General features: G+C 61.2%; 18 protein-coding genes. 10 read left to right on the top strand and 8 right to left on the bottom strand.

The features are described from left to right. Window positions 1-211: 211 nt before the first annotated feature. From ulaA to ACJ8PE_RS21085, 6 genes are read left to right on the top strand one after another with little or no spacing between them, the layout of a single operon-like run. Window positions 212-1,609, top strand: coding sequence for a PTS ascorbate transporter subunit IIC (ulaA, locus tag ACJ8PE_RS21110; RefSeq protein ID WP_033645302.1), 1,398 nt, complete (start codon window positions 212-214; stop codon window positions 1,607-1,609). Window positions 1,610-1,623: 14 nt separating this feature from the next. Then, the gene (gene ulaB / locus ACJ8PE_RS21105; protein ID WP_197793256.1) at window positions 1,624-1,932 is read left to right on the top strand and encodes a PTS ascorbate transporter subunit IIB; all 309 of its coding nucleotides are present in this window, start codon (window positions 1,624-1,626) and stop codon (window positions 1,930-1,932) included. Window positions 1,933-1,942: 10 nt separating this feature from the next. Continuing rightward, a complete protein-coding gene (ulaC, locus tag ACJ8PE_RS21100; protein WP_197793257.1) occupies window positions 1,943-2,413 on the top strand; it encodes a PTS ascorbate transporter subunit IIA in 471 nt (156 codons plus the stop codon). Window positions 2,414-2,425: 12 nt separating this feature from the next. After that, window positions 2,426-3,082, top strand: a complete 657-nt coding sequence (locus tag ACJ8PE_RS21095) for a 3-keto-L-gulonate-6-phosphate decarboxylase UlaD (RefSeq protein WP_033645299.1) — start codon at window positions 2,426-2,428, stop codon at window positions 3,080-3,082. 9 nt (window positions 3,083-3,091) lie between these two features. Then, window positions 3,092-3,946 (top strand): L-ribulose-5-phosphate 3-epimerase, encoded by an 855-nt coding sequence (locus ACJ8PE_RS21090; protein WP_197760648.1) that lies wholly within the window; start codon window positions 3,092-3,094, stop codon window positions 3,944-3,946. Window positions 3,947-3,950: 4 nt separating this feature from the next. Then, window positions 3,951-4,637, top strand: a complete 687-nt coding sequence (locus tag ACJ8PE_RS21085; protein WP_033651798.1) for an L-ribulose-5-phosphate 4-epimerase — start codon at window positions 3,951-3,953, stop codon at window positions 4,635-4,637. 3 nt (window positions 4,638-4,640) lie between these two features. Here the strand turns inward: ACJ8PE_RS21085 and malT are convergent, their stop codons facing one another. Next, a complete protein-coding gene (gene malT / locus ACJ8PE_RS21080; RefSeq protein ID WP_033651750.1) occupies window positions 4,641-7,355 on the bottom strand; it encodes an HTH-type transcriptional regulator MalT in 2,715 nt (904 codons plus the stop codon). Between the two features lie 460 nt (window positions 7,356-7,815). On the opposite strand from malT, the gene malP reads away from it, so the two are divergent. Beyond that, complete coding sequence (gene malP, locus ACJ8PE_RS21075) at window positions 7,816-10,221, top strand: maltodextrin phosphorylase (protein WP_060660165.1); 2,406 nt, start codon at window positions 7,816-7,818, stop codon at window positions 10,219-10,221. 9 nt (window positions 10,222-10,230) lie between these two features. After that, the gene (gene malQ / locus ACJ8PE_RS21070) at window positions 10,231-12,324 is read left to right on the top strand and encodes a 4-alpha-glucanotransferase (protein ID WP_442536861.1); all 2,094 of its coding nucleotides are present in this window, start codon (window positions 10,231-10,233) and stop codon (window positions 12,322-12,324) included. A 69-nt stretch (window positions 12,325-12,393) separates the two neighbouring features. On the opposite strand, the gene nfuA is transcribed toward malQ, so the two are convergent. Further along, window positions 12,394-12,969: a Fe-S biogenesis protein NfuA gene (nfuA, locus tag ACJ8PE_RS21065; RefSeq protein ID WP_004930777.1), complete on the bottom strand. Its 576-nt coding sequence runs from the start codon at window positions 12,967-12,969 to the stop codon at window positions 12,394-12,396. 58 nt (window positions 12,970-13,027) lie between these two features. Further along, window positions 13,028-13,711: a DNA utilization protein GntX gene (gene gntX / locus ACJ8PE_RS21060; protein ID WP_404769146.1), complete on the bottom strand. Its 684-nt coding sequence runs from the start codon at window positions 13,709-13,711 to the stop codon at window positions 13,028-13,030. 40 nt (window positions 13,712-13,751) lie between these two features. On the opposite strand from gntX, the gene bioH reads away from it, so the two are divergent. Together bioH and ACJ8PE_RS21050 are read left to right on the top strand one after the other, a co-directional pair. Continuing rightward, a complete protein-coding gene (bioH, locus tag ACJ8PE_RS21055; RefSeq protein WP_404769147.1) occupies window positions 13,752-14,522 on the top strand; it encodes a pimeloyl-ACP methyl ester esterase BioH in 771 nt (256 codons plus the stop codon). A gap of 270 nt (window positions 14,523-14,792) precedes the next feature. Next, on the top strand, window positions 14,793-15,077 hold the full coding sequence (locus tag ACJ8PE_RS21050; RefSeq protein ID WP_004930765.1) for a YdgH/BhsA/McbA-like domain containing protein: 285 nt from the start codon (window positions 14,793-14,795) through the stop codon (window positions 15,075-15,077). A 43-nt stretch (window positions 15,078-15,120) separates the two neighbouring features. Here the strand turns inward: ACJ8PE_RS21050 and ACJ8PE_RS21045 are convergent, their stop codons facing one another. The 5 genes from ACJ8PE_RS21045 to ACJ8PE_RS21025 form a co-directional block, all read right to left on the bottom strand. After that, window positions 15,121-15,360, bottom strand: a complete 240-nt coding sequence (locus ACJ8PE_RS21045) for a FeoC-like transcriptional regulator (protein ID WP_004930758.1) — start codon at window positions 15,358-15,360, stop codon at window positions 15,121-15,123. Then, entirely contained in the window at window positions 15,360-17,675 is a 2,316-nt protein-coding gene (feoB, locus tag ACJ8PE_RS21040) for a Fe(2+) transporter permease subunit FeoB (protein ID WP_197760636.1), read from the bottom strand. The genes ACJ8PE_RS21045 and feoB overlap by 1 nt, the downstream gene beginning before the upstream one ends. A 72-nt stretch (window positions 17,676-17,747) precedes the next feature. Next, on the bottom strand, window positions 17,748-17,972 hold the full coding sequence (feoA, locus tag ACJ8PE_RS21035) for a ferrous iron transporter A (RefSeq protein WP_025304553.1): 225 nt from the start codon (window positions 17,970-17,972) through the stop codon (window positions 17,748-17,750). A 4-nt stretch (window positions 17,973-17,976) separates the two neighbouring features. Beyond that, window positions 17,977-18,279, bottom strand: coding sequence for a hypothetical protein (locus tag ACJ8PE_RS21030; RefSeq protein ID WP_197760628.1), 303 nt, complete (start codon window positions 18,277-18,279; stop codon window positions 17,977-17,979). A 297-nt stretch (window positions 18,280-18,576) separates the two neighbouring features. After that, window positions 18,577-20,907, bottom strand: coding sequence for a Tex family protein (locus tag ACJ8PE_RS21025; RefSeq protein ID WP_197760626.1), 2,331 nt, complete (start codon window positions 20,905-20,907; stop codon window positions 18,577-18,579). Between the last annotated feature and the right edge of the window lie 45 nt (window positions 20,908-20,952).

Genomic DNA, 20,952 nt, shown 5'->3' with positions numbered 1-20,952 from the left:
GCGCCGTCCTTTTATCTCCTTTTTGTTTGATTAACTGCTATTAAATTCAATGAGTAATAAAATGAAAGCCGTCTAATTCATTGAATGTTAGTGGAATTGATTTTTAACTTGCGAGGTTGTTCACAAATAATCATTTATGATCTTTTTGTGATTTCTTGTGATTGGTATGGTGAAGGCGTTACCTGCATGCCAACCTTTTCGGGAGAGCCGTATGGAAACTCTTTACACCATCTTCACCGTCTTTTTTAACCAGGTGATGACCAATGCGCCGCTGCTGTTGGGGCTGGTTACGCTGCTGGGTTACACGTTGCTGCGCAAAAGCGCGGCGGTCATTATCAAAGGCACGATCAAAACCATTATCGGTTTCATGTTGCTGCAAGCCGGTTCCGGCATCCTGACCGGCACGTTCAAACCGGTGGTGGCGAAGCTGTCCGAGGTGTACGGCATCAACGGGGCGATTTCAGATACCTATGCCTCGATGATGGCCACCATCGATCGGATGGGGGAGGCCTATAGCTGGGTCGGCTACGCGGTCTTGCTGGCGCTGGCGCTGAACATACTCTACGTGTTGTTGAGGCGCATTACCGGCATCCGCACCATCATGCTTACCGGCCATATCATGTTTCAGCAGGTGGGGTTGATCGCGGTATTTTTCTACATTCTGGGCTACGGCATGTGGACAACGGTATTGTGCAGCGCGCTGTTGGCTTCACTGTATTGGGGCATCACGTCCAACATGATGTTCAAACCGACGCAGGCGGTGACGGAAAACAGCGGTTTCTCCATTGGGCACCAACAGCAGTTCGCTTCGTGGCTGGCGTATAAGGCAGCGCCGTATCTCGGTAAAAAAGAGGACAGCGTGGAAGATCTGAAGCTGCCCGGGTGGCTGAACATTTTCCATGACAACATCGTTTCCACCGCCATCGTGATGACGCTGTTCTTCGGCATCATTCTTTGCTCGTTCGGCTTGGATACCCTGCAGGCGATGGCCGGTAAAACCCACTGGAGCATCTATATCCTGCAAACCGGGCTGATGTTCGCGGTGGCGATTTTCATCATCGTGCAGGGCGTGCGCATGTTCGTCGCCGAATTGACCGAGGCCTTCAATGGGATTTCCCAACGCCTGATCCCCGGTGCGGTACTGGCCATCGACTGCGCCGCCATCTATAGCTTCGCGCCCAACGCCGTGGTGTGGGGCTTTATGTGGGGCACCATCGGCCAATTGATCGCCGTCGGCATCCTCCTGGCGTGCGGCGCTTCCATCATGATCATCCCCGGTTTCATTCCCATGTTCTTCTCTAACGCCACCATCGGCGTGTTCGCTAACCACTTTGGCGGCTGGCGCGCGGCGATGAAGATCTGCCTGGTGATGGGGATGATAGAGATCTTGGGCTGCGTGTGGGCCATCAAGCTGACCGGGCTGAGCGCCTGGATGGGAATGGCGGACTGGTCGATTCTGGCGCCGCCGCTGATGCAAGGGCTGAGCTTCGGCCTGTGGTTTATGGGCGTGGTGATCGCCATCGCGCTGCTGTACATGTTCTTCGCCGGGCGCACCCTGCGCGCGGAGGAAGATGCTGAAAAACAATCGGTTGAACCAGCGTCACGTTAATAGGAGTGCAGATTATGACGGTACGAATCCTGGCGGTGTGCGGTTGCGGACAAGGCAGTTCCATGATCATGAAAATGAAAGTCGACCAATTTTTAACGCGGCAAGGCGTGGATCATTCGGTCAACAGCTGTGCGGTGGGGGAATACAAATCCGAGTTGAGCGGGGCTGACATCATCATCGCTTCCACCCATGTCGCGGATGAGATCGTCGTCAGCGGCAACAAATACGTGGTCGGGGTGCGCAATATGCTCTCGGCGGCCGACTTCGGTCCGAAGCTGATGGAAGTCATCGGCGCGCATTTTCCGCAAGATTTGAAGCAGTGAGGAGCGAGTCATGAAGCTGAGCGATTCGTTGGCGCAGAACAACGCTATTCACCTGCAGGCGGAGGCTGCCGACTGGCGTCAGGCGGTGCGGCTGGGGGTCGATCTGCTGGTGGCCGCCGGCGTGGTGGAGCCTTGCTATTTCGACGCCATTCTGGCCGGCGTCGAACGGCACGGCCCTTACTTCGTGTTGGCGCCCGGCCTGGCGATGCCGCATGGTCGGCCGGAGGAAGGGGTGCTGAAAACCGGCTTCGCCTTGGTCACCTTGAAAACGCCGGTGTGCTTCGGCGATGAGGACAACGATCCGATAGATATCTTGATCACCATGGCGGCGGTGGACGCCAAAACGCATCAGGAGGTGGGCATCATGCAAGTGGTTAACCTATTCGAAGATGAGGCGAACTTCGATCGCTTGCGGGCCTGTCGCCGGGCGAGCGAGGTACTGGCGTTGATCGACAAAACGTCCGCGGCGGCGGCGAATTGAAGGAGACATGCAATGAAAACGCATTTACCGATGCTGCAAGTGGCGCTGGATAACCTGTCCATGGCCGCGGCTTACAATACGACGCGCCTGATCGCGGCCGAAGTCGACATCATTGAGGTCGGCACTATTTTGTGCGTGGCGGAAGGCGTACGGGCCGTGCGCGATCTGAAAGCGCTGTATCCGGATCGCATCGTGTTGGCGGACGCGAAAATCGCCGATGCGGGGCAAATTTTGGCGCGGATGTGCTTCGAGGCACACGCCGACTGGATCACGGTGATCTGCTGCGCTGACATCAATACGGCCAAGGGCGCGCTGCAGGTGGCGCATGAGTTCGGTGGCGACGTGCAGATCGAACTGACGGGGTTTTGGACCTGGGAACAGGCGCAGGCGTGGCGTGAGGCGGGTATTGGTCAGGTGGTGTATCACCGCAGCCGTGACGCGCAGGCGGCGGGCGTCGCCTGGAGCGATGACGATATCCGCGCGGTTCATCGCCTGAGCGAGATGGGTTTCAAGGTGACGGTTACCGGCGGATTGTCATTGGCGGATTTGCCTCTGTTCCGGGGCATTCCCATCCATGTTTTTATCGCCGGGCGCAGCATTCGCGATGCCGCCGATCCGGTCGCGGCGGCGCGGGAATTTAAACGCGTCATCGCCCAACTGTGGGGCTGAGGAGCGGTTATGTTGCAAAAATCCGTACCGTTGGGCATCTACGAGAAGGCGTTGCCGCCGGGCGAGGACTGGCTGACGCGCTTGCAACTGGCGGGGGAGTTGGGATTCGATTTCGTTGAAATGTCGATCGATGAAAGCGACGGCCGTCTGGCGCGGTTGGATTGGAACAGCGAGCAGCGACTGGCGCTGATCGGCGCCGTTGCGGCCAGCGGTGTGCGCGTCCCTTCTTTGTGCCTTAGCGCCCATCGGCGTTTTCCGTTGGGCAGTGAAGACGACAGGACGCGCGAGCGGGGGCTGGAGATCATGCGCAAGGCCATCCGGCTGGCGCAGGATACCGGCATACGGGTGATCCAATTGGCCGGATATGACGTTTATTACCAACAGGCTACTGCGCAAACCCGCGCCCGGTTCCGCGCCGGCTTGGCGCAGGCGGTGGAGATGGCCAGCCGTGCGCAGGTCATGCTGGCGATGGAAATCATGGATTATGCGCTGATGAATTCGATCAGCAAGGCGCTGGGTTATGTCCACTACCTGAATAACCCATGGTTTCAGCTGTACCCGGACATCGGCAATTTGTCTGCCTGGGACAACGATGTGCAGATGGAGCTCGTAGCCGGACGCGGGCATATCGTAGCGGTGCACGTTAAGGATACGCGGCCGGGAGAGTTTAAGAACGTGCCGTTCGGCGAGGGCGTGGTCGATTTCACCCGCTGCTTCGAAACGCTGCTTGCGAGCGGCTATCGCGGCCCCTATCTGCTCGAAATGTGGAGCGAGAAGGCGTCCGACCCGCTGCAGGCGGTGCGGGAGGCGCGTGCCTGGGTGGTTGAACGCATGGCAGAGGCCGGGTTGGAAATAGGGAGCTAACATGCTGGAACAACTGAAATGGCAGGTCTACAAAGCCAATATGGCGCTGCCTGAGCACGGGCTGGTGACCTATACCTGGGGCAATGTCAGCGGCATCGATCGGGCCAGCGATCTGATGGTGATAAAACCCAGCGGCGTGCCTTATGAAACGATGCGGGCGGAAGATATGGTGGTGGTGAATGCGCGAGGGGAGGTTGTTGAGGGGCAACTGCGGCCTTCATCCGATACGCCGACGCATCTGGCGCTGTACCGGGCATTCCCACAACTCGGCGGCGTCGTGCATACGCACTCCACTCACGCCACCGCCTGGGCCCAGGCGGGTGAGGCGATACCGGCGTTTGGCACCACCCATGCCGACTATTTTTCCGGCGACATTCCTTGCACCCGCGCGCTGACGGCGGAAGAGGTGGCGGGGGAATATGAATTGAACACCGGGCAGGTGATTATCGAAACCCTGTGCGGGCGCGAGCCGTTGCACATTCCCGGCATTCTGGCGTATCAGCATGGCCCGTTTAGTTGGGGCTGCTCGCCGGATGAGGCGGTGCATAACGCGGTGGTGCTCGAGGAGGTGGCTAAGATGGCTTGGATCAGCCGGGGCATTAACCCCGGCCTGCGCCGGATCGATGAACACCTGTCGGCGAAACATTTCAGCCGTAAACATGGCGCCGGCGCTTATTACGGCCAGCGCTGACTATCAGGCGCCATACCCCATCATCTTCAGCAGCTGCTGCGCTTGCTGCACCGCTTCCTGGCGATGGGCCACGCCCAGCTTCTGGTACAGATTGCGGATATGGGTCTTGATGGTGGTGGCCGCTACATCCAACTCACCGGCGATCTGGTCGTTGCTGTAACCGGAATAGATCAGCCCCAGCACCTGCCATTCGCGTTGGGTCAACGGACTGGTGCGGATCAGTTCCGGCACCTGCGGATGGGTCAGCAGCTTATCGACGAAGTTCTCGTCGAAATGCGCGAACTTGTGCCGATGGTGCTGGTTGATGTCGCGCAGGATGCGCTGGGCGCGATGCTGTTCCAGCTCCGGCAGCGTGTTGAGCTGGATCAACTGGCGCAGCTGCTGCGCCATCGCTTCGCCTTCGATGACGAAGTGGCTGATAAAGCCGGTGCGGTTGGCCAACGACAGCGCTTCGATCAGCGCCTGCTGCGCTTCCCCCTTGCGCTCTTGCAGCCAGTAGAGCTGGTTGCTGAGCAGCAGATTGCGGTTGAGATCGCTCACCAGCCGCAGGCGGCGGGCATTTTCGTTCAGTTCATCCAGCACCACGCCGGCCTCTTCATACTGGCCGAGCAGGATCTGCACTCGCGCGATGTTGCGCCATTGGCCCTGCGTGAAGTGGTTGTCCGCCATGCCGGGCTTTTCGGTGTGGCGCAGCCACTGGGCGGCGGCGGCGGTATCGCCGGTCATCTGCCAGTGGATCACCCGCGACTTGTCGGTGTTGGTCAGCCAGTCGCGATGATAGTGGGCGCCGTGCAGCAGGGTTTCGCAGCGCTGCAGATGGGTATTGGCGTTGTCCAGATCGCCGCGCGCCAGCGAGCATTTGGCCAACATGGCGATGCACTGCAGCTGCTGCTGCGGTTGGTAGTTGGCCAGAATTTTCAGCCCGGCGCGCGCCGCGTCTTCCGCTTCGTCCAACCGCGACCATGACCACAGGATCTGGGCGCGGATGCGCAGCAGAAATTCGTGCATCGGCAGCTGTTCCAGGTGCTGCTCGCGGATCAGTTCGAACGCCTTATCCTGGGTTTCGTAAGCGGCCTGCAGGAAGCCTTGGGCGATAAGGATTTCGCTCTGCTGCAGCAGCGCCCAGAGCGCGTAATGGTTGGCCTGATGACGACGCGCCATCTGCTCGGTTTGCTGCATCATCGGCAGCGCGCGCGCCAGTTCACCCTTGCAGTGGTGCACTTCGCCGGTCACCGAGGTGGCGACGATGCGGCTGTAGTAGCTGGACAGCGGCAGGAATTTCAACGCTTCGGTCGCCAGCCGCTCGGCTTCTTCCGGTTTGCCGGCGTTGATCGCCACCTGGGCGCGCAAGGCGTCGAACTCGGCGTGCAGCGTTTGGTCTATCTCGATTTTCTGTTCGCGCATGGTGCGCTCGGCGCGCTCCAGCAGGGTGTTGACCTCGCTGTAGCGGTGCTGGCTCTGCGCCAGCCAGGCCTGCAGCAGCGCCAGCTTGGGGTTTTGGATCAGGCGCTCATACGGCAGCGCGTTGAGGCACTCCTCCAGCAAGGCCAGTTCGCTGTGGTGGAACAGCGACCAGGCGTGTTGCAGCAGGATATCGCGCAGCATGCTGACGTCGCTGGCCGCCAGCGCGTGGTGAATGGCCTCCGCCGGATACCCCAGCGCCAGCCAGCCTTCGGCGGCGGCGCGGTGCAGCCCCGGCAGCTCCAGCGCCAGTTCCCACTGGCAACGCTGGCGCAGGAAAGAGGCGAACAGCGGGTGGAAGTTGAACCATTCGCCGGTGTCGTCCATGCGGTGGATAAACAGCCCCTGGCGTTCCAGCTCCTCCAGCCGCTGCTGGCCGTTGTCTTCGCCGGTCAGCCGTACGATCAGCGCATCGTTCATTGAGCGCAGCACCGAACAGCGCAGCAGGAAGGCGCGCGCATCGGCATCGACGTGATCCAGCACTTCGTCCACCAGATAGTCGGACAGATGGCTGGCGTTCAGCCCCGCCAGCCGCTTGGCCGACAGTTGGGCCGAGGAGGCGGATTGGCGAGCCGACAGCGCGATCAGCTGCAGCGCGGTGGCCCAGCCTTCGACTTCGTCGCACAGGCGGCTGCTGTCCTGCTGTTCCATCGGTGCCGCCAGGCGGCAATCGAAGAACTGTTTGGCTTCCTGATGGGTGAACGCCAGCTGCTGCGTGCCCATTTCCAGCAGTTGATCGCGCACCCGCAGGTTGGCGATGCCGAGCGGCGGCAGGGTGCGCGAGAGCAGGATCAGCGTCAGGTTTTCCGGCTGATGGCGCAGGAAAAAGCGCATGGCTTCGTGAATGGCGTCGTTGGTGATCAGGTGATAGTCGTCGATCACCAGGTACAGCGGTTGATGCCAGTCGGCCAGCTCGATAAACAGCTGGGCGAACAACGCAGACAGGCTGGCGTACTGGTGCTTCTGGCTCAGCGCCTCGCTCTTGACGCAGCGGCCGCCGCTGGCCTGCTGCAGCGCCGCGATCAGGTAGCTGGCGAAACGCTCCGGCTGGTTGTCGCTCTCATCCAGGGAATACCAGCCCAGATCGGCCTTGCCGGCCGCCCATTGGGCGATCAGCGTGGTTTTCCCGTATCCCGCCGGGCAATTGACCAGTGTCAGACGATAGTTGCCCGCGCTGGCCAGTTTGGCCAGCAGGCGATCGCGGATCACGGTATTTTGCAGCCGTACCGGGCGGCTCAGTTTTGATGGGATCAGCATAGTATTCCAGGATATAAATCGCGGTTCCCGCCGGGATTGGAGTGGCGCTAATTATTTTATGGTTCGTAATTAATAGCTCCCCCTAACTTCTGCCAACCCTAAACGTATTGCAACAAGCTTCCGCATCGGCTTGGAGTTAAGTTGCTATCGATCACACTTTTTTACGTTTGGCGTCGGAGTACGGCGATGCGGTTGCGGATCGCATTTCCGGCCATGGACAAAACTTCAGCAGCGCGAATACTTGTGCTAACGTCATGGTTAACGTTCTCAGTGCTCGCCGCACGCGTTGGCGGGCTTTTTTGCATCGTTGCAAGGGAGTCAAAAAGTGCCTGAGATCACAATTCCAGCTACGCCCCAATCCTCCTCCCCAGCTAATCCCCAGGCGGGATGATGCCGTCAGGCTTTCTCACCGGCACGATAGCGGCAATTTGACCCACTTACTGGATAGAGAGTTTTCCTTATGTCACAGCCTACGCTCAAGAAGGATGCTTTTCTGGCGGCGCTCGCCCGTCAGTGGCAACGGTTCGGCCTCAGTTCCGCGCAGCAAATGACGCAACATCAATGGTGGGAAGCCGTCAGTGCGGCGCTGGCCGAGCAACTGGCCGCACAGCCGGCGCCGCGCAAAAGCGCCAAACCGCTGCGTCACGTGAACTACATCTCGATGGAGTTTTTGATTGGCCGGTTGACGGCGAACAACCTGATCAACCTGGGCTGGTACGACACCGTCGAGCAGGCGCTGGCCGAGCAGAACGTCAAGCTGGCGGATCTGCTCGAGCAGGAAACCGATCCGGCGTTGGGCAACGGCGGGCTGGGGCGTTTGGCGGCCTGTTTCCTCGACTCGATGGCGACGGTGGAACAACCGGCCACCGGCTATGGGCTGAACTACCAGTACGGGCTGTTCCGCCAGTCGTTCCAGGGTGGGCAACAGCAAGAGGCGCCGGATAACTGGCAACGCGAGAGCTATCCGTGGTTCCGCCACAACGCCGCGCTGGCGGTGGACGTGGGCATCGGCGGCAAGCTGGAAAAGCAGGCCGACGGCCGCGAACTGTGGCGCCCGGCCTTCACCCTGCGCGGCGAAGCCTGGGACCTGCCGGTGCTGGGGTATCGCAACGGCGTGGCGCAGCCGCTGCGTCTGTGGCAGGCGACCCATCAGCATCCGTTCAACCTGGGCGATTTCAACGACGGCAAATTCCTGCAGGCTGAGAAGCAGGGCGTAGAAGCCGATAAGCTGACCAAGGTGCTTTACCCGAACGACAACCATCAGGCCGGCAAACGCCTGCGCCTGATGCAGCAGTATTTCCAGTGCGCCTGCTCGGTGGCGGACATTTTGCGCAAGCACCATCAGGCCGGCCGCAAGATTGAAGAACTGCCGAAGTATGAAGTGATCCAACTGAACGACACCCACCCGACCATCGCCATTCCGGAAATGCTGCGCATTCTGCTGGACGAGCATCAGCTGGAGTGGGAGGCGGCCTGGGCGATCACCAGCAACACCTTCGCCTACACCAACCACACTTTGATGCCGGAAGCGCTGGAGCGCTGGGATGAAAAATTGGTGCGCAGCCTGCTGCCGCGCCATTTCTCCATCATCAAACAGATCAACGCCAGGTTTAAAAAATTGGTGGATAAGCACTGGCCGGGCGACGAGGCGGTGTGGGCCAAGCTGGCGGTGCACCACGACAAGCAGGTGCGCATGGCCAACCTGTGCGTGGTCAGCGGCTTTGCGGTTAACGGCGTGGCGCAGCTGCATTCGGATCTGGTGGTGAAGGATCTGTTCCCGGAATATCACCAGCTGTGGCCGAACAAATTCCATAACGTCACCAACGGCATCACGCCGCGGCGCTGGCTGAAACAGTGCAACCCGGCGCTGTCAGGCTTGATCGACGAGACGCTGAAGGTGGAGTGGGCGGGCGATCTCGACGCGCTGCGCGGGCTGGAGAAATTTGCCGACGACGCGGCGTTTCGCCAGCGTTATCAGCAGATCAAACGCGACAACAAGGTGGCGCTGGCCCATTACGTGCACGGCGTGATGGGGCTGACGCTCGATCCGGACGCGATCTTCGACGTGCAGATCAAACGCTTGCACGAGTATAAACGCCAGCACCTGAATCTGCTGCACATCCTGTCGCTGTATCGCCAGCTGCGCGACAACCCGAATCTGGACATCGTGCCGCGCGTGTTCCTGTTCGGCGCCAAGGCGGCGCCGGGCTACTACCTGGCGAAGAACATCATCTACGCCATCAATCAGGCGGCCGAGAAGATCAATCACGATCCGCTGGTGAAAGATCGTCTGAAAGTGGCGTTTATTCCGGACTACCGCGTGTCGGTGGCCGAACTGATGATCCCGGCGGCGGATATCTCCGAGCAGATCTCCACCGCCGGTAAAGAGGCCTCCGGCACCGGCAACATGAAACTGGCGCTGAACGGCGCGCTGACGGTCGGCACGCTGGACGGCGCCAACGTCGAAATCGCCGAGCAGGTGGGCGAAGACAACATCTTTATCTTCGGCAATACCGTGGAGCAGGTGAAGGCGATAGTGGCGAAGGGCTACGATCCGCTCAGCTACCGCAAGAAGGACAAGCACCTGAAGGCGATTTTGGATGAACTGGCGAGCGGCGCTTTCAGCCATGGCGACAAGCACGCGTTCGACATGATGCTGCACAGCCTGCTGGAAGGCGGCGATCCCTATCTGGTGCTGGCGGACTTTGCCTCGTACTGCCAGGCGCAGCGCCGGGTCGATGAGCTGTATCGCGATCGGGACGAGTGGACGCGGCGGACTATCCTTAACACCGCGCGCGTCGGCATGTTCAGCTCGGATCGCTCGATCCGCGATTACCAGCAGCGCATCTGGCAAGCCAAACGTTAAGGAGAGCGAATGGATCGCAAGCGTATCGATCAGGCGGCAGCGCAGGCGGGGATCGCTGCCGATTTCATCAATGCTCACGGCAAACGGCAGGCGATTGAGCCGGAGACCAAGCGCAAGCTGCTGGCGGCCATGAAGTGGGCCGATGATGCGGTGCTGGATACCGCGCCGCCGCCGTTACCGGCGGTCAAGGTGTTCTATCAGGGCGCGCCGTTGGCGCTGACGCCGACGGGCGAAGGCGAATACCTGTGGGCGCTGCAGCGTGAAGACGGTGAATGCCTGCAGGGTCGCGTCGGCGCGCGCAAGACCCTGACGCTGCCCGGCGAGCTGCCGGCGGGTTACCACCAATTGACGTTGAGCCAGGGCGCACGGCAGTGGTCATGCCGAGTGATCGTCGCGCCGAGGCGCTGCTTCGAGCCGGACGCCTTGTTGACCGGCAAAAAGCTGTGGGGCGCCTGCGTTCAGCTGTACACGCTGCGCTCCGATCGCAACTGGGGCATCGGCGATTTCGGCGATCTGCGCCTGATGGTGGAAGAGGTGGGGGAACGCGGCGGCGCTTTCGTCGGCCTCAACCCGATCCATGCGCTGTACCCCGCCAACCCGGAGAGCGCCAGCCCTTACAGCCCCTCGTCGCGCCGCTGGCTGAACCTGGCGTATATCGACGTCAACGCGGTGGAGGATTTCCAGCGCAGCGACGCGGCGCAGCGCTGGTGGCAGAAGCCGGCGACGCAGAAACAGCTCGCCAAAGCGCGCGCTGCGGAGTGGGTGGATTACACCGCCGTGATGCAGCTGAAACTGGCGGCGCTGAAGCTGGCGTTTCCGGTATTTCAGGCGCGCAAGCCAAACGACGCGCAGCGTCAGGCGTTCGAGCAATTCGTGACGGACGGCGGCGACAGCCTGTACCGGCAGGCGGCCTTCGACGCGCTGCATGCCCATTTGGCGGCGGATGACATCAGCCAGTGGGGCTGGCCGGCCTGGCCCGAACGTTATCGGCAGGGAGATAGCGAAGCGGTGCGGCAGTTCTGCGCTGAACACCAGGAAACGGTTCGTTTTTACCTGTGGCTGCAGTGGCTGGCTGCCACCCAGTTCGCGCAGTGTTTTGACCAGAGCAGGCAGCAGCAGATGCCGATCGGCCTGTATCGCGATCTGGCGGTCGGGGTGGCGGAAGGCGGGGCGGAAACCTGGTGTGACCGCGAGCTGTACTGCCTGAAAGCGTCGGTCGGGGCGCCGCCGGATATTCTGGGCCCGCTGGGGCAAAACTGGGGCCTGCCGCCGATGGATCCGCACGTGATGGCGGCGCGCGGGTATCAGCCGTTCATCGATCTTTTGCGCGCCAACATGACCAGCTGCGGCGCGCTGCGTATCGATCACGTCATGGCGCTGCTGCGGCTGTGGTGGATCCCTTATGGCGAAACCGCCGATCGCGGCGCCTACGTCAAATACCCGGTGGACGATCTGCTGGCGGTGCTGGCGCTGGAAAGCCAGCGCCACCGCTGCATGGTGATCGGCGAAGATCTCGGCACGGTGCCGGTGGAAATCGTCGGCAAGCTGCGCGACAGCGGCGTCTATTCCTACAAAGTGCTCTATTTCGAAAGCGACGGCGAACACCATTTCCGCGCGCCGCAGGCCTATCCGGTACAGGCGATGGCGACCATCACCACCCACGATCTGCCGACGCTGCGCGGCTACTGGCAAAGCGACGATCTGACGCTGGGCAACCGGCTGGGTCTTTACCCGGATGCGGAGATCCTGCAGGCGCTGTTTGCCGATCGGGAACGCGCCAAGCAGGGGCTGCTGGATGGATTGCATCGCTATGGCTGCGTGCCGCAGAAGGTGGGCAAGAAGGCGGCGCTGCTCGGCATGAGCCCGCTGCTCAACCGTGGCCTGCAGCGTTATGTCGCCGACAGCGCCAGCGCCTTGCTTGGCCTGCAGCCGGAAGACTGGCTGGACATGGCCGAGCCGGTCAATATTCCAGGTACCAGCGATCAGTACCCTAACTGGCGGCGCAAGCTGACCCGGACGTTGGAGGAGATGTTTGCCGACCCGCACATAAACCGCTTACTGAAGGATTTGGACAAGCGGCGACGCAAGGTGTCGGTGGGCTAAAAACGACAATGCCGGAACGGGTTCCCCCTTCCGGCATTGCGTTATCTACCGTGGCGTGAGCGCCGGGTATCAGTAGTAAGAGTGCTCGCCGCGCTGGTGTTCGGTCAGATCACGCACGCCCTTCAGCTCCGGGAACTTCTGCAGCAGCTCTTTCTCGATGCCTTCTTTCAGCGTGACGTCGACCATCGAACAGCCGTTGCAACCGCCGCCGAACTGCAGAATAGCCATGTTGTCGTCGGTGATCTCCATCAGCGTTACGCGGCCGCCGTGGCCCGCCAGCTGTGGGTTGATCTGCGACTGCAGCACGTATTCCACGCGTTCCATCAGCGGCGCGTCGTCATCGACCTTGCGCATCTTGGCGTTCGGCGCCTTCAGCGTCAGCTGAGAACCCAGCTGGTCGGTCACGAAGTCGATTTCGGCGTCTTCCAGATACGGCGCGCTCAGTTCATCGACATAGGCGGACAGTTTGTCGAACTTCAGTTCGGTATCCGTCGCTTCTACCGCGTCCGGCGGGCAATAAGAGACACCGCATTCGGCCGTCGGCGTGCCCGGATTGATCACGAATACGCGGATTTGGGTGCCTTCTTCTTGATTTGCCAGCAGTTTGGCAAAGTGTTCCTGTGCAGCATCTGTTATACGGATCATAGCATTAGCTCAATAGTTGACTTCTATAGTCGGTTATAATACGCCCATTGCCGTGGCACTACAACGTGCGGCAAACGCACCATATCTGCACCGAGGCGGCGCCTTGCCGCCGCAGCAGCGACGCGATCTCCGAGACGGTGCTGCCGGTGGTCACCACGTCATCCACCAGGGCGATATGCCGGCCGGCGACCGGCACGGTACAGGCGAACGCGCGCTGCAGATTGCGTCTGCGGGCAGAGGCGCTCAGCCGCTGTTGCAGGGCGGTTTTGCGCACCCGGCGCAAGGCGGCGGGCCGGTAGGCGCAACCCAACCAGCGCGCCAGCGGCCGGGCCAGCAGATCGCTCTGGTTATAGCCACGGCGCCAGCAGCGTGTTGCATGCAAGGGTACCGCCAAAATCAGGTCGGGTCTGTTCAGATACTGCTCTCTGCGCGCCTGCTGCCAGCGCAACAGCATCAGGCGCGCCAGCGCCGGCGCCAGCTCGGGCGCGCGGTGGAACTTGAACCTTTTTACCAAGCCGCTGAGCGGCGTCACGTAGTCGCCGACGAACACCAGCCGTTGCCAGGGCAGTGGCCGTTGCAGGCAGCGGCCGCAGGGCGTGCGCGTCTCCCCGGCGGGCAGCCCGCAGCGCGGGCAACACGGCGGTCTGGCCGGCAGGTGACGCAGGCAGCAGCTGCAGAGGCCATGACGCATCAGGCTCAATGGCTGTCGGCATAGCCAACAGCGGCTGCGGATTGATAGCATAGTGTCTCCGAGACGGGTAAGCATGAAAGGACAATAACCAATGACAGCGCTGTACTGGCAAACAATAGGTGAAGGTGAACGCGATCTTGTGCTGCTGCACGGCTGGGGATTGAACGCCGAAGTGTGGAGTTGCATTCAGGCGCGGCTGACGCCGCATTTTCGCCTGCACCTGGTCGATCTGCCGGGGTACGGCCGCAGCCAGGGGTTCGGCGCCCTGTCGCTGGCGCAGATGACGGAAATCGTGCTGGCGGCCGCCCCGCCGCAGGCCTGGTGGCTCGGCTGGTCGCTCGGCGGGCTGGTGGCCAGCCAGGCGGCGCTGATGCAGCCGCAGCGGGTCAGCGGGCTTATCACCGTAGCCTCCTCGCCGTGCTTTGCCGCCCGCGATGAGTGGCCGGGGATCCGTCCGGACGTGCTGAGCGGTTTCCAGCACCAGCTAAGCCTGGATTTCCAGCGCACCGTCGAGCGTTTTCTGGCGCTGCAGACGCTGGGCACCGAGAGCGCGCGTCAGGATGCGCGCCAGCTGAAAGCGGTGGTGCTCAACCAACCGACACCGAGCGTCGAAGTACTGAACGGCGGGTTGGAGATCCTGCGCACCGCCGATCTGCGCGCGCCGCTGGCGGAGTTGAATCTGCCGTTGCTGCGGATCTACGGCTATCTGGACGGGCTGGTGCCGCGCAAGGTCGCCGAGCTGCTCGACGTCGCCTGGCCGAACTCCACGTCGCAGATCGTGGCTAAAGCTGCCCATGCGCCGTTTATCTCTCATCCCGATGAATTTGTGACGATGATCGAAGCGTTTATTGCAGCACATTGAATGCAGCGTGAAAACGCACGATAGAGCGTGAAAAAAAACGCTGCCGGGTGGATAAAAGACAAAGCTGTTCAATACTTAGTGAGTCAATGCGTTGGCTGCAAAATGAAAAGACCGCGTGCGGCGATTTTCATTTTGGCGTTTCGTCTCTGGGAAACAGGCCCCGTCAGGGAAAGCAACGAGGCCTGAGGATGTCGCGGCAGCCTGCAGTACTACGCATGGATCCTGGACGGCTTTCATAACAGATAAATTATCCATTGAGAGGTTAGTGTCATGAAATCATTGAAGATGATTATTGCAGCGGCAGTGCTGGGTTCGGTGTCTTTCGGCTCCATGGCGGCAACCCTGCTGACCAAGGAAGATCTGGATAAGAATCCGGGTAAATACGAGAAGATCGGCACCGTGACCACCACGGCGGAAACCACGTCGCCGATGGATGCCAAGGAAGAGCTGTCCAAACTGGCGGACGAAAAGGGCGGTCAATACTACGTGATCCTGGCGGGCCGCGAACACGGTAAATTCAGCGCCATCGCCGAAGTTTACAAAGACAAGCAATAAGCCTTGAACGGCAAGGGGGCGCCCGCAGCGGCGCCCCTGAACGTCAGGCCTTCAGCCGGTAGAACACCGTGCTGCACCCCTGGCCCTGCGGGCAGCTTTTGCAGCCGCCGCTCAGACAGGCGCCGTCATCTTGTTCGATGCGTTCCACTTTCCCCATCGCCGTCAAACGGTCCAGCATCGCCTGCACCAGCGGCAGCGGCGTCGCCAGCGATTGGCTGAGCTGCTGCGCCTGAGCGCTGCCGCGCAGCGCCAACGCATCGCGCACCTGCAGCAGCCCGGCCATCAGTGGCAGCTCCCTTTGGCGCCCTGACAGCAGGCCGCCGGCGTGGCGTTGCCCAGGCGAACCGTGACGCGGCTGCGCGCCCGGCGCAGGCCAAACAGCACCAGCAGGTTTACCAGCACCACCGCCAGGATCGCCGTCAGGCTGTACTGCGGATGTTGGTTGAAGGTGGCCGCCTGATAGAACAGCGTCGCCAGCGAGTAGGCGACGTTCAGCCCCCACAGGATTGAGAAGGTCATCCAGCCGCGGCTTGATTCACGGGCGATAGCGCCCATCACCGAGACGCAAGGCACGTACAGCAACACGAAGATCAGGTAGCTGTAGGCGGAAATGCCGGAGCCGAATTTGCTGCTCATCACGCCCATCGAGCCGACGCCCATCTCGCCGTCGCCCTTGCTGGCTTCGATCGGGTTGGAGAGCACGCTCAGGCTGAAGGTGTTTTTCAGCCCGTCCCAGGTTTCCCGCAGTGCGCCGCCCAGCTCGTCGAGCAGGTTGAAGTTGGCGGCGTCGAACGCCTCTTTATTGATGTGCTCGGCGGTGTACAGCGTGTTCAGCGTGCCGACCACCACTTCTTTCGCCATCGCGCCGGTCACCAGGCCGACGGTGGCCTGCCAGTTATCGCTGTGGACGCCCATCGGCTGCAGCAGCGGCGTCAGCACCTTGGAGACCGAGGCCAGCGCGGAGTCGTTGATGTTGTCGACCGTTTTGCCGCTGAACGAGAAACTGTTCAGGCCGCCGATGAACATGCTGGCGACTACGATCACCTTGCCGGCGCGCAACACGAAGCCTTTCAGCCGCTGCCAGGTTTGCAGCAGCAGGCTTTTCAGGTGCGGCACATGGTAGACCGGCAGCTCCATCACGAACGGCGAGGCTTCGCCGCGCATGAGGGTATATTTGAGTACCAGGCCGGTCAGGATCGCCACCGCGATGCCGAGCATATACAGCGAGAACACCACGCCGGCGCCGTCCTGGCCGAAGAAGGCGGCGGCGAACACCGCGAAGATCGCCAGGCGGGCGCCGCAGGACATGAACGGCGCCATCATGATGGTGATCAGGCGTTCGCGCTGGGCGTCCAGCGTACGGGCGCCCATGATGGACGGCACGTTGCAACCGAAGCCGACGATCAGCGGCACGAAGGATTTGCCCGGCAGCCCGAGCGCCTGCATCAGGCGATCCATCACGAACGCCGCGCGCGCCATGTAGCCGGAGTCCTCCAGGAACGACAGGAACAGGTACATCATGCCGATCTGCGGCACCAGCGGCAGCACGGTGTTGATGCCGCCGCCGACGCCCTGCGCCAGGAAGACGGTCAACCAGTCGGGGAAGTGCAGGGTGTAACCGAGCCACTGAATGCCCTGAATGAAGATCGCCGCCGAGCCGATATCGAAGATCGGCTGCAGCGCGCCGCCGATATTGATCGCCAGCAGGAACATCAGGTACATCACCAGCAGGAAGATCGGTACGCCCAGCCAGCGGTTGAGGATCACTTTATCCAGCATGTCGGTCAGGCGGTTGGGCATCGCCTGCTGCGAGTTGCTGACCGCGTCGCACAGGGCGGCGATGGACTGGTAGCGTGCGTCGGCGATCACCAGCGCCGGGTCCTCCTGCTGCTGCTGTTGCAGCGCCTGAATGGCCGCTGGCAGCCGCGCCACGGCGGGGCCGGCCAGGCGATGGCTGTAGATGTCGCCCTCCAGCATCTGCAACGCCAGCCAGCGGCGCTGCGCCGCCGGCAGGGTTTGCGGCATGGCGTCGCTCAGCGTGGCGACCTCTTTCAGCAGCAGCGGCGGGTAGTTCACCAGCGCCTGCTGTTCGTTGATGCGATGATTGTCGATCATTTGTTTCAGCACGCCGATGCCGTCGGCGCGGGTGGAGACCATCGGCACTACCGGGCAACCGAGGCGCGCCGACAGCGCGGCGACGTCGATATCGATATGCTGGCTTTTGGCGATGTCGAGCATGTTGAGCGCCACGATGCAGGGAATGCCCAGCTCCAGCAGCTGCAGCGTCAGGTAGAGGTTGCGTTCCAGGTTGGAGGCATCCACCACGTTGATCAGCAGATCGGCGTCGCCGCTCAAAATGTAGTGGCAGGCGATCTGCTCATCGAGCGACGTCTGCTCCGAAATGGTGGTCAGGGAGTAGGTGCCGGGCAAATCGACCAGCCGCACGTCGGACTGCGGGGTGGTGAAATGGCCTTCCTTGCGTTCGACCGTCACGCCCGCCCAGTTGCCGACCCGCTGGCGCGCGCCGGTCAGTTGGTTGAACAGCGTGGTTTTGCCGGAGTTCGGGTTGCCGATTAAGCCGATGGTGAGTTTTTTCATAGTTCTGCGTGTCGTCTTCAAGGAGAACAGCGCCGGCGCAAAGGCGCACCGGCAAACGGAGGGCGCGCCGGCTCAGGGCTGGCCGTCGAGCTGCAGCAGCGCCAAATCCTTCCTGCGCAGCACCAGGCTGACGCGGCGGGTTTTAATTTCTATCGGATCGCCCAGCGGCGCGACGCGCACCACGTCGAACGAAGAGCCGGGCAGCATGCCGAGCGATAACAGTTTCTGGCGGTAGGCCGGCGCAATTTCACCGGAAAAGCCGACAATCTTATATGTGCGTTTAGGTTGAAGCTGCATGTGATTAACCTTCCGGGTGCCGATGAGCATCGGGCTGATGATAATTGGACGTTGCCGGCGAAAATGCCACGCCGTCGGCGGTATTCATCCATAAGGTCATGCAATAAAGTGAGCGAAAATAATAGTAATTATCATTATCGCGTTCAATACAAAAAGTAAGGGTATTGTAACCAATTATTTTGGCGGCGGCCGCTTTTTGGCTGGCCCCCTTGATAATCCCCGTTTTACCACCGCTTTTACGCAGCGGCAAATGAGAATGGCGAGTTAAATCAGTTACGTATTTGTAGACAGGGTTTCTCGTTTGCAAATGGCGATGGCGTTTTTTCCTTTTTTATTTCTGGTGAAAGGCAATTCGATAACATTATTCCACCGTAATGCGAGCGGTAACCATTTGTGTTTCTCTCACAATTCGCGAGATGAAAAATGCGTGTTAACGGAGTTGTTAATAAATGGCTGCAGAAGGGTTTTTTGCTGCCTGAATAATGGGAGGACGGTCACACAAGAACGGGAAATAAAAAGATGATGGTTTATTGAGGCGGGTCAAAAATGCCGCAAGTTTTCTTCATTGGAAAGGGCGGAGCAGGCTCCGCCCTGTTGGTCTGACTTAGCGTTTCTTGCCGAAAGCCGCCGCCAGCGCGTCGCCCATGGCGCTGTTGCCGGCCGGCGCCGCATTGCGCGGTTTAGCCTTGTTGGCGGGCGCCGAACGGTTGGCGTTGTCGCGCTGTGACGGCGCGTTGCCGCCGCGGCGCGGCGAGCCTTCGCCCGGTTGCTCATCCAGGCGCATGCTCAGCGCGATGCGTTTGCGTTGCAGATCGACTTCCATCACCTTCACTTTGACTATGTCGCCGGCCTTCACCACGGTGTGCGGATCTTCGACGAACTTGTCCGCCAGCGAGGAGATATGCACCAGGCCGTCCTGATGCACGCCGATATCCACGAAGGCGCCGAAGTTGGTGACGTTAGTGACCGACCCTTCCAGGATCATGCCCGGCTGCAGATCGTTGAGGGTTTCCACGCCTTCGGCAAAGGTGGCGGTTTTGAACTCAGGACGCGGGTCGCGGCCCGGCTTCTCCAGCTCTTTCAGGATGTCGGTGACCGTCGGCACGCCGAACTTGTCGTCGGTGAAATCGACCGCTTTCAGGCTGCGCACCGCCGAGGCGTTGCCCATCAGATCCTGCAGCGCCTGCTCGGTGGCGGCCAGAATGCGCTGCACCACCGGGTAGGCTTCCGGGTGGACGGTAGAGGCATCCAGCGGGTTGTCGCCGTGGTTGATGCGCAGGAAGCCGGCGCACTGTTCGAACGCTTTCGGCCCCAGACGGCTGACTTTCAGCAGCTGTTCACGGTTGCTGAAGCGGCCGTTCTCGTCGCGCCAGTTGACGATATTCTGCGCCATCATGCGCGTCAGGCCGGCCACGCGGGTCAGCAACGGCACCGAAGCGGTGTTCAGATCGACGCCGACGGCGTTCACGCAGTCTTCCACCACCGAGTCCAGCTTTTTCGCCAGCTGGCTCTGGCTGACGTCGTGCTGATACTGGCCGACGCCGATGGATTTCGGGTCGATCTTCACCAGCTCCGCCAGCGGATCCTGCAGGCGACGGGCGATGGACACCGCGCCGCGCAGCGACACGTCGAGATCAGGGAACTCCTGCGCCGCCAGTTCGGACGCGGAGTACACCGACGCGCCCGCTTCGCTGACGATCACTTTTTGCGCCCGGACGTCGCTGAACTGCTTTTGCAGGTCGAGATAGAAACGCTCGGTTTCACGCGAAGCGGTACCGTTGCCGATCGCCACCAGCTCCACGTTGTGTTTGATGCACAGCGCCGCGACGATGGCGGCGGCTTTGGCCGCTTGCCCGGTGTGCGGATAGACGGTGTCGGTGGCCACCAGTTTGCCGGTCGCGTCGACCACGGCGACTTTCACCCCGGTGCGCAGGCCCGGATCGAGGCCCATGGTGGCGCGCATGCCGGCCGGCGCGGCCATCAACAGATCATGCATGTTGCGGGCGAAGACGTTGATCGCTTCATCCTCCGCGCGTTCGCGCACCGTGCCCATCAGCTCGGTTTCCAGGTGCAGCAACACCTTGATGCGCCAGGTCCAGTTGACCACCGCCTTGCGCCAGGTGTCTGCCGGAGCGTTGTTCAGGCGCAGATTGAGGTGATTGATGATGATCAGCTCCGCCTGGCTTTCGCGCGGCGCTTCCTCAAACTGCGGATCGGCGTTCAGCGCCAGCTGCAGCACGCCTTCGTTGCGGCCGCGGAACATCGCCAGCGCGCGGTGCGAAGGCACCTGGGAAATCGGTTCGTGGTGATCGAAGTAGTCGCGGAACTTGGCGCCTTCGTCTTCCTTGCCCTCGACCACCTTGGACACCAGATGGGCGTTTTTCCACAGGTAGTCGCGCACCTTGGCCAGCAGCGCGGCGTCTTCAGCGAAGCGCTCCATCAGGATATAGCGCGCGCCGTCGAGGGCGGCTTTCACGTCCGCCACGCCCTTCTCGGCGTCGACGTAGCGTTCAGCCAGCTGTTCCGGCTGCTGTTGCGGATCCTGCCACAGCGTGTCCGCCAGCGGTTCCAGACCGGCTTCGATGGCGATCTGGCCACGGGTGCGGCGCTTGGGTTTGTACGGCAGGTAGAGATCTTCGAGTTCGGTCTTGCTCAGCGTGGCGTTGATCGCCCCCGCCAGTTGTTCGGTCAGTTTGCCCTGTTCATCGATCGACTTCAGGATGGTCTGACGACGATCTTCCAGTTCACGCAGATAACCCAGGCGGGTTTCCAGCTGGCGCAGTTGGGTGTCGTCCAGGCCCCCGGTGACTTCCTTACGATAGCGTGCAATAAAGGGCACGGTATTACCTTCATCCAGCAGACGGATGGCGGAGTCGACTTGCTCCGGCCGGGCCTGCAGTTCTGTTGCAATAATGCGGCTCAGTGGGTCATTCATAGGTCTGGTATCTGTATTGAGAACGGTGAATAAACAGGGGACAGT

Source organism: Serratia sp. CY74737 (assembly GCF_052166775.1).
Lineage (GTDB): Bacteria > Pseudomonadota > Gammaproteobacteria > Enterobacterales > Enterobacteriaceae > Serratia > Serratia ureilytica.
Note: the sequence above shows the minus strand (reverse complement) of the source record. Positions and strands in the feature narration are given on the sequence as shown.